This window comes from Methylobacterium ajmalii (genome assembly GCF_036448855.1).
Classification (GTDB): Bacteria; Pseudomonadota; Alphaproteobacteria; order Rhizobiales; family Beijerinckiaceae; genus Methylobacterium; species Methylobacterium ajmalii.
In genome coordinates this window covers 20,570-28,306 of record NZ_JAZFXT010000061.1, presented here as the reverse complement: position 1 = coordinate 28,306, position 7,737 = coordinate 20,570, and the positions used below count along the sequence as shown (strand labels likewise).

At 71.8% G+C, this 7,737-nt stretch carries 8 protein-coding genes, 2 tRNA genes and 1 pseudogene; 8 read left to right on the top strand and 3 right to left on the bottom strand.

Going from position 1 to position 7,737, the window contains the following annotated elements:
• The first annotated feature begins 230 nt into the window (after positions 1 to 230).
• Positions 231 to 545, top strand: a complete 315-nt coding sequence (locus V3T34_RS25145; RefSeq protein WP_331369311.1) for a CRISPR-associated endonuclease Cas1 — start codon at positions 231 to 233, stop codon at positions 543 to 545.
• A 9-nt stretch (positions 546 to 554) separates the two neighbouring features.
• Positions 555 to 845, top strand: a complete 291-nt coding sequence (gene cas2 / locus V3T34_RS25140) for a CRISPR-associated endonuclease Cas2 (protein WP_305079348.1) — start codon at positions 555 to 557, stop codon at positions 843 to 845.
• 666 nt (positions 846 to 1,511) lie between these two features.
• Here the strand turns inward: cas2 and V3T34_RS28620 are convergent.
• Positions 1,512 to 1,817, bottom strand: coding sequence for a hypothetical protein (locus V3T34_RS28620; RefSeq protein ID WP_331369536.1), 306 nt, complete (start codon positions 1,815 to 1,817; stop codon positions 1,512 to 1,514).
• Between the two features lie 90 nt (positions 1,818 to 1,907).
• Positions 1,908 to 3,800 (bottom strand): CRISPR-associated endonuclease Cas3'', encoded by a 1,893-nt coding sequence (locus V3T34_RS25130; RefSeq protein ID WP_305079346.1) that lies wholly within the window; start codon positions 3,798 to 3,800, stop codon positions 1,908 to 1,910.
• A gap of 258 nt (positions 3,801 to 4,058) precedes the next feature.
• Between V3T34_RS25130 and V3T34_RS25125 the strand changes: the two genes are divergently transcribed.
• Both V3T34_RS25125 and V3T34_RS28615 read left to right on the top strand, forming a co-directional pair.
• A tRNA-Arg gene (locus V3T34_RS25125) sits at positions 4,059 to 4,135 on the top strand.
• Positions 4,136 to 4,330: 195 nt separating this feature from the next.
• A pseudogene (locus tag V3T34_RS28615) lies at positions 4,331 to 4,616 on the top strand (transposase); the annotation flags it as partial.
• 430 nt (positions 4,617 to 5,046) lie between these two features.
• Here the strand turns inward: V3T34_RS28615 and V3T34_RS25110 are convergent.
• Positions 5,047 to 5,122: transfer RNA gene (locus V3T34_RS25110), tRNA-Thr, on the bottom strand.
• 236 nt (positions 5,123 to 5,358) lie between these two features.
• Here V3T34_RS25110 and V3T34_RS25105 point away from each other — a divergent pair.
• Genes V3T34_RS25105 through V3T34_RS25090 form a run of 4 tightly spaced genes read left to right on the top strand, consistent with a single transcriptional unit; the run spans position 5,359 to position 7,671 of the window.
• Positions 5,359 to 5,841: a tellurite resistance TerB family protein gene (locus tag V3T34_RS25105; protein WP_060847373.1), complete on the top strand. Its 483-nt coding sequence runs from the start codon at positions 5,359 to 5,361 to the stop codon at positions 5,839 to 5,841.
• Entirely contained in the window at positions 5,841 to 6,590 is a 750-nt protein-coding gene (locus V3T34_RS25100) for a glutamine amidotransferase (protein ID WP_305079344.1), read from the top strand. The genes V3T34_RS25105 and V3T34_RS25100 overlap by 1 nt, the downstream gene beginning before the upstream one ends.
• A complete protein-coding gene (locus tag V3T34_RS25095) occupies positions 6,587 to 6,958 on the top strand; it encodes a CidA/LrgA family protein (protein WP_091888888.1) in 372 nt (123 codons plus the stop codon). Before V3T34_RS25100 ends, V3T34_RS25095 begins: the two co-directional genes overlap by 4 nt.
• A complete protein-coding gene (locus V3T34_RS25090; protein WP_091888886.1) occupies positions 6,955 to 7,671 on the top strand; it encodes an LrgB family protein in 717 nt (238 codons plus the stop codon). Before V3T34_RS25095 ends, V3T34_RS25090 begins: the two co-directional genes overlap by 4 nt.
• The last annotated feature ends 66 nt before the right edge of the window (positions 7,672 to 7,737 follow it).

Sequence of the window (7,737 nt, the reverse complement as noted above, 5' to 3'; positions counted from 1 at the left end):
TGCGAACGCAGTGAGCCTCGAAGGAGGGGTCCAGTGATCTCGGAGGCATCTGGAGCCCTCCTTCGAGGCTCACTGCGTTCGCACCTCAGGATGAGGTTGCGAGTGGGAGAGGCAATCATCTTGGGTTCACGTCACTGTCGTGTACCGTGGGCAGGCCAACGCTTCGCCCGCTTAGCTTCTTGTTCTGCCGCAGATTTTTGCCGCCGAACCGGTGTCCACTTCGGTAAAATCTGCTTAGACTCGCCCTCGACCTGATGGAGGAGCTGCGCCCCGGCCTGGCCGACCGGCTCGCCCTCAGCCTCGTCAACGGGCGCCAGCTCGGCGCCGAGGATTTTGCCGTCGAGGAGACCGGCGGCGTGCGGCTCACCGAGGCCGGCCGCAAGCGGGTCCTGGTGGCTTGGCAGGAGCGCAAGCGCGAGGAGCTGCGCCACCCGTTCCTCGACGAGACGATGCCGCTCGGCCTCGTCTGCCATGCCCAGGCGCAGATGCTCGCCCGCCACCTGCGCGGCGACCTCGACGGCGACCCCGCCTTCGTCTGGAAGTGAGGCGGCGTAATGCTGATGCTCGTGGCCTACGATGTGAGCACCGAATCCGCCGCGGGATGCCGGCGCCTGCGCCGCGTCGCCCGGGCCTGCCTCGATGACGGCCAGCGGGTGCAGAACTCGGTCTTCGAGTGCGAGGTCGAGCCGGCCCAGTGGACCGCTCTGCGCGCCCGCCTCGTCGCCGAGATCGATCCGGCGCAGGATACGCTCCGGTTCTACCGGCTGGGCGCCCAGGCCCGCGGCCGGATCGAGCATGTCGGCGCCAAGCCGATCCTCGACCTCGAGGGACCGCTGCTCTTCTGAGCGGCCTGCGCGAACCCCGAGCGGACAGCCCCCGCCCGGAGGATTCGCGCAGCGGCGATCCCGTTGCGGCCACACGCCTTTTCCACCCGCTTCGCCCCTGCCGCAACTCGGGCCGCCCCCCGCCGGGGGAGGTTCGCGCGCAGGCGCGATATTTCGTTTTCAGCGCAAATGGTTACTGTGGTGGCGGTCGCCCCCTCATGGGGGCGCGGATCGAAACACCCAGGCAAAGCAGCCGACGGTGACTCCGCCGGTGTCGCCCCCTCACGGGGGCGCGGATCGAAACGCGCAGTACGTGATCGTCGAGCGCTCGGCCGACCGTCGCCCCCTCACGGGGGCGCGGATCGAAACAGCATCTCCTCCTCACTCGGCATGACCGGAGCGAGTCGCCCCCTCACGGGGGCGCGGATCGAAACACGACGTTGCAGGCCTCGCCCACCTCGCCGGCAAGTCGCCCCCTCACGGGGCGCGGATCGAAACGTGAATTTTGAGCGCGGCGGCGGCGCTCAGAAGGCGTCGCCCCATCACGGGGGCGCGGATCGAAACACCCGGTCCGGGATGCTCTTGCGCTTGGGGCGGTCGTCGCCCCCTCAAGGGGGCGCGGATCGAAACGTCGTATTCCTCCATCACCGGCGCGTCGTGGGTAGGTCGCCCCCTCACGGGCGCGCGTCACGCGATGATGTTGTCCTCCGGGGCGCGGTAGGCGTCGTCCTCCAGGCGCAGGCCGGTCCGGGGATCGTAGAACGCCATGTCGTCGAGGCGCAGCAGGGCGCCTTCGAGCAGGGGGTGGACGGGCCGCAGGCGCCCGAGCGCCAGCCAGCGGGCGCGCAGGGCCGGGGGAACCGGCACGACGTAGGCCTGGAGGCGGCGCAGGTCGTCGCCGAGGGGGCGGTCCATGGCGGCGATCCGCGCGAGCAGCGTCTCCGCCCGGTCGTCGTCGGGGGTGGCGCGCCACGGCACGATGACCGGCTCCATCGCCTCGTCGATGAGGCGGAACGCCCGGGCGATGCGGGCGAAGGGGAAGGCCTGCGCGGGCGCCCGCTCGGCGAGGGCGGGCAGGATCGGCTAGGTCTCCCCGTCGAGCTGCGGCGCGTCGAGGGCGTGCGCGCCCCGGCGCCAGTAGACCTCCTGGAAATACGCCCGGATGGCGTCCGGGGCGAGCGGGTCGTCCCGGGTCCGCAGGACCTCCTCGGCGGCGCGCCGGGCCGTCTCGAGCGCGCGGGGCGGCGGCGCGTCGGCCGGGTCGAACACCACCACGCGCCCGGGTTCCGGGAGGGCGCCCTCGCGGTTGCACCGCCCGGCCGCCTGGGCCACCGCGTCGAGCCCGGTCGCGGCGCGCCAGACCTCCGGCAGGTCGATGTCGACGCCCGCCTCGATCAGCGAGGTGCTGACGATCCGCACTGGCGCCTCGCCGCGCAGGGCGGTGCGGGCGGCGTCGAGCACGGCCCGGCGGTGGCGCGGGCACATCAGGGTGCTGAGGTGGACGGCGCCCGGCAGGGGCGCGATCCGGTCGAACAGGGCCTTGGCGTGCCGGCGGCTGTTGACGATGCAGAGCATCCGCGGCGCCGCGGCGAAGCGGCGCGCCACCGTCTCGTCCGGGGTCGGGCCGGGGATGCGCTCCACGGCGACGCGCCGCAGGGTGCGGGCGAGCCGGGGCGGATCGGGGGCGAGCTCGCGAATATCGTCGATCGGCAGCCCGGCCGCGAAGCCGTCGATCCGGCGCAAAGCCGGCTGCGTCGCCGTGCAGAGCACGACGCTCGCGCCGTAATTGCGGGCCAGTTCCTCGATCGCGGCGAGGCACGGCTTGAGCAGGGGGAGCGGCATCGCCTGCGCCTCGTCGAGGACGATGACGCTGCCGGCGAGGTTGTGCAGCTTGCGGCAGCGCGCGGTGCGGTTGGCGTACAGGCTCTCGAACAGCTGCACCGCCGTGGTGACGACGACCGGCGCGTCCCAGTTCTCGGCGGCGCGGCGCAATCGGGAGACCGGATCGAGGCCGGTCCCGTCGTCCCGGGTGCCGTCGTCCCGGGACCGGGCCGCGGCCGCCTGCCAGTCGAAGGTGGCGTGGTGCTCGAGGATGCCCGCCTCCTCGCCCAGCGCGGTGCGGAACACCGCGGCGGTCTGCTCGATGATCGCGGTGAACGGCGCCACGTGGACGACCCGGCGCAGGCCGTGCCGCGCGGCGTGGTCGAGGGCGAAGGTGAGCGAGGCCAGCGTCTTGCCCCCTCCCGTCGGCACCGTCAGGGTGAAGAGCCCCGGGTTCAGGGCCGCCCGCTCGCGCACGGAAGCCAGCACCTCGGCCCGCACCGCGTTGACCCGGCTCGGCGGCGCCGTCGCCGACACCGCGTCCATGTGGGCGCGCAGCCGCGCCTGCAGGGTGGCGATCCCGGGATGGCCGCCGCGGGGGACCGGTCGCGCCCCGGCGTAGAAGCGCTCGGTCTCGAGGAAGTCGGCGTCGACCAGGCAGGAGAAGAGCATCCGGATGAGGAATGCGTCGGTGAAGCCCTGCAGCCCGCTGCGGGCGAAGCGCCGCGTCGGCGCCAGCCGGGCCATCGGCGGGAGCGCCGCGGCATGGCTCTGCCAGCCGTCGAAGGCCGGGATCTCGGTCTGGCGCGGATCGAGCCGGCGGTCGATCCCGTCGCCGTTGTCGAGGCCGGCATGATGACCGGCGACGAGGGTGGCGAGGATCCGCCCGACCGGGTGAGGGTAGTCGGCCGCGGCGACGCGGGCGCCCGCCGTCGAGTGGTCGCAGCTCGGCGCCCGCCCGTGCAGATAGGCCTGGAACGCCTCCGAGGCCTTGCCGACGTCGTGGAGCGTGCCGGCGAGCCGCGCCAGCTCGCCCCAGCCGAAGACCCCGGCGAGGCGCGCCGCCGTGTTGCCCACCCGGGCGAGATGATCCGCCAGGGGCTCCCATTGCGCGGTCGGCCGTCCCGGCACCGAGTGAGCGTAGGTCCCCGTCATGCCCGATCCTCCCGCCGCATGTCCGCCGCGACGGCGAGGCCAGACCAGCACGGGCGCCGCCGGCGCGCCAGCGGCACCGCACGCCGTCCACGCCGCCGGCCCTTCCCGGCTCCGCCCCGTCTCCCCCGGCGCATCCGACACGCTTCGACCGTGCGCCCGCCGCCGCCGAGGCCCGCGCCCGGATCCCGTCGAGCGGAGGCGCGATCCCTTTCCCTGTTGCGCTCCGGGTCGGGTCAGGCTACAGAGGCTTCGCGGTCAGCACCCGTAGCTCAGCTGGATAGAGCGTTGCCCTCCGAAGGCAAAGGTCACACGTTCGAATCGTGTCGGGTGCGCCACTATTTTTTGATGCTTAGCGTGAAGCTGTTCTTGCTAAAGAAAAACACCCAGAAACGTATTTTGACTTGACGCTTCTGAGCTTTTGTAGGGCTCAACAAGCCTTTCGCGGAACATTTGCGCAGCGCGCCTTTCACTTCAAAAACGTCATCGGCCGATATAACGATCCAGCCGGCGACCTGCCCCCGCTGTAGATCGCCTTCGCGCACGAGGATGCCGAGGCGGTGGCCAATCAATCTTGGCCCAAGGTTGTCAGGCGGATCGTTCTGATGGGCACGGCTGTGACCGACGTCCTGCCCTCTATGGGCCTCCCCGGCTGCCCATTGCGCCGAGCTGTACTCGACCAACCCGTTGGAGCGCCTCAACGGCGAGACCAAGCGGCGCATCGAGGTCGTCGGCATTCTCCCCCCACACGAGCCTGTGATCCGTAGACTCATCGGTACGATGCTGCCCGAGCAGAACGATGAGCGGGTCGTGCAACGCTGCGACGGCGCTTGTGGACATCGGCGCCCGACGCGGCCACATCATCATCGGCCTTTTCTGAAATCTGGTTGACGAGATCCTTGCCGAGAGGGTGGCAGCAGCCCGCATCGCGGGCGGATCGTGGAAGCCGCAATAGGTGTAGCGAGAACAATCGCCGCCAGGGCTCATGGCGAGCCTGCCGACGGCGTTTGAGCCTTTTTGGCTATTCTACGCCTGCCCGAACGGCTGCTGGTCAATCCGTAATCGGTTTGATTTGCGGGCGCGCGCGAACCACCCATTCCGGTCCGCCGCAGATTCGTCAGATCAGGCGCAGAATGCGTCTGCTATGTCGAAAAGGTGCAAGGCAGAACTGCTCCAGCCCCTGTTCGCCACCGGAGAAAAATCCGTAATGCACTAGGCGTTAGGCCACGAGCCAACTGCTCGAAAATAATGGTGCCGCAAGAGGGATTCGAACCCCCGACCCCCTCATTACGAATGAGGTGCTCTACCAGCTGAGCTATTGCGGCGCCGACCGGGCCGGCGATGCGACGTTCGGTGGCGCTCTCATAGCCGGGGGCGGTCGGGTTGGCAAGGCGGGTCGAGACGGCGCCGGCGCCTGCGGCCGCGGGGTGGTTTCCGGGCGACACCGGGGCGGACTTGCTGCCCGTGCAGGGCTTCGGGGCGGTGCCGGCACGGAACGGCGCTTGACGCTGGGCCGCCGAATCCGGACGATGGGACGAGCCGGAAAAACCCAATCCTCCCAATGCCTCTGATCGCCCGCCTTCGCGCCTATGCCGCCGAGATGTTCGGCGCGCCCGCCCTGCCGCTCGATGCCGAGGCCGAGCAGCACCTCGCCGCCGCGGCGCTCCTCGTCCACGTCGCGCGGGTCGACGGGACGCTGGCGGCGGTCGAGCGCGACCGGCTGGCCCGTCTCCTAACCCACCGCTTCGCCCCGAACGAGGCGCAGGCGAAGGCCCTGATCGAGCGTGCCATCAGCTTCGACGACGAGACCCGCGATGTCGCCGAGCTCGTCGAGATGATCGGCCGCGACCTGCCGGAGGAGGAGCGTCGCGGGCTTCTCGGCCTCGCCTGGGCGGTCGCCGCCGCCGACGGGCAGGTTCACGAGTTCGAGGACGACCTCGTCTGGCGCGTCGGCCAGCTTCTCGGCTTCGACGACGCCGCGATCACCGCCACCCGGGCGGTCGCTCTGGCGGGGCTGCCGGCCCAGCAGGTGCCGGCCCGGTGATGGCGAGGTCCGTCGTGACGCCGGAGGCTCCGCGCAAGCCCGTGCTTCTGATCCTGCACCAGGAGCAATCGACCCCCGGCCGCCTCGGCCGGCTGTTCCAGGAGCGCGGCCACCCCCTCGACATCCGCCGCCCGCGCTTCGGCGACCCGCTGCCCGAGACGCTGGCGCATCATGCCGGCGCGGTGATCTTCGGCGGGCCGATGAGCGCCAACGACGGCGACGACTTCGTGCGCCGCGAGATCGACTGGATCCGGGTGCCGCTGCGCGAGCAGCGCCCGTTCCTCGGGCTCTGCCTCGGCGCCCAGATGTTGGCGAAGTGCCTCGGCGCCCCGGTCCGCGCCCACCCGGAGGGCCGGGCCGAGATCGGCTACTATCCGCTGCTGCCGACCGAGGCCGGGCGGGACTTCGCCGGCGAGATCGGCCAGCCCTGGCCGTCCCACGTCTACCACTGGCACCGGGAGGGGTTCTCCTGCCCGGCCGGGGCCGACACGCTCGCCACCGGCGACGATTTTCCCACCCAGGCGATCCGGGTCGGGCCGGCGGCCTTCGGGCTCCAGTTCCACCCCGAGGTGACCCACGCCATGATCTGCCGCTGGACCGTGCGGGCCGCCGAGCGCCTGCGCCTGCCCGGCGCGCAGGACCGGGCGCGCCAGATCGAGGGCCGGTTCATGCATGACGGCCGCGTGGCCGCCTGGCTCGACGCCTTCCTCGACCACTGGCTTTCCGGCCCGTCCCGGGCGGCGGCATGATCCTCAGCCTCACCCTCCTGCTGCTCTGCCAGCTCGTCGGCGAGATCCTGGCCCGCGCGCTGGCGCTGCCGGTGCCGGGGCCGGTCGTCGGCATGGCGCTGCTCCTCGGGGTACTGGTCCTGCGCGACCGCCGCCCCGGAGGGCTGCCCGCCCCCCTCGTCGACGGCACGCTGGAGCGCACCGGTAAGGGGCTCCTCGCCCATCTCTCGCTGCTCTTCGTGCCGGCCGGCGCCGGCGTGATCGGCCGGCTCGACGTGCTCGCCGCCCACGGCCTCGCGCTCGCCGCCGCCCTGGTGGTCTCGACGGCGCTCGCCCTCGTCGCCACCGTGCTGACCTTCTCGTACGTCGCGAAGCGGACCGGGCGATGACCGGGGATTTCGCCCTCTGGGTCTTCCTGTCGCGCACGCCGCTGCTGTGGCTGACCGTGACGCTGACCGCCTACGTCGTCGCCGACCGGGTCTCCGCCGCCACCGGCCGCCATCCGCTGGCGAACCCGGTCCTGCACGCGATCTGGATGGTCGGCCTCGTGCTGATCGTCACCCGCACGCCCTACGCGGTGTATTTCGAGGGCGCGCAGTTCGTGCACTTCCTCCTCGGCCCCGCCACGGTGGCGCTGGCGATCCCGCTCTACGAGCACCGCAAGACCGTGACCCGGGTGCTGGTGCCGATGCTGGCCGCCCTCGTCGTCGGCTCCACGGTCGCGCTCGTCGCCGGCATCGGCACGGCGAAGCTGCTCGGCGTGCCCGATCCGATCCTGATCGCGCTGGCGCCCAAATCCGTCACCGCCAGCGTCGCCATGGGCATCACCTCGGCGCTCGGCGGCGACCCGACGCTGACCGCCGTCCTGGTGATCCTCACCGGCATCCTCGGCGCCATCCTGGTGACCCCGCTCCTCGACCGCCTCGGCGTCACCGACTACCGCGCCCGCGGCTTCGCCGCGGGGCTCGCCGCCCACGGCATCGGCACCGCCCGCGCCTTCCAGGTCAGCGAGGTCGCCGGCACCTTCGCGGGCATCGCCATGGGGCTCAACGCCTTCCTGACCGCCGTGCTGGTGCCGCTGGCGCTGGCGTTCCTGCGGTAGGCGCCAGAGCTTCCCTCATCGGGGGCGATGTGTGCCCGACGGCGGCCGGGGGCCTATGGCTCCGGT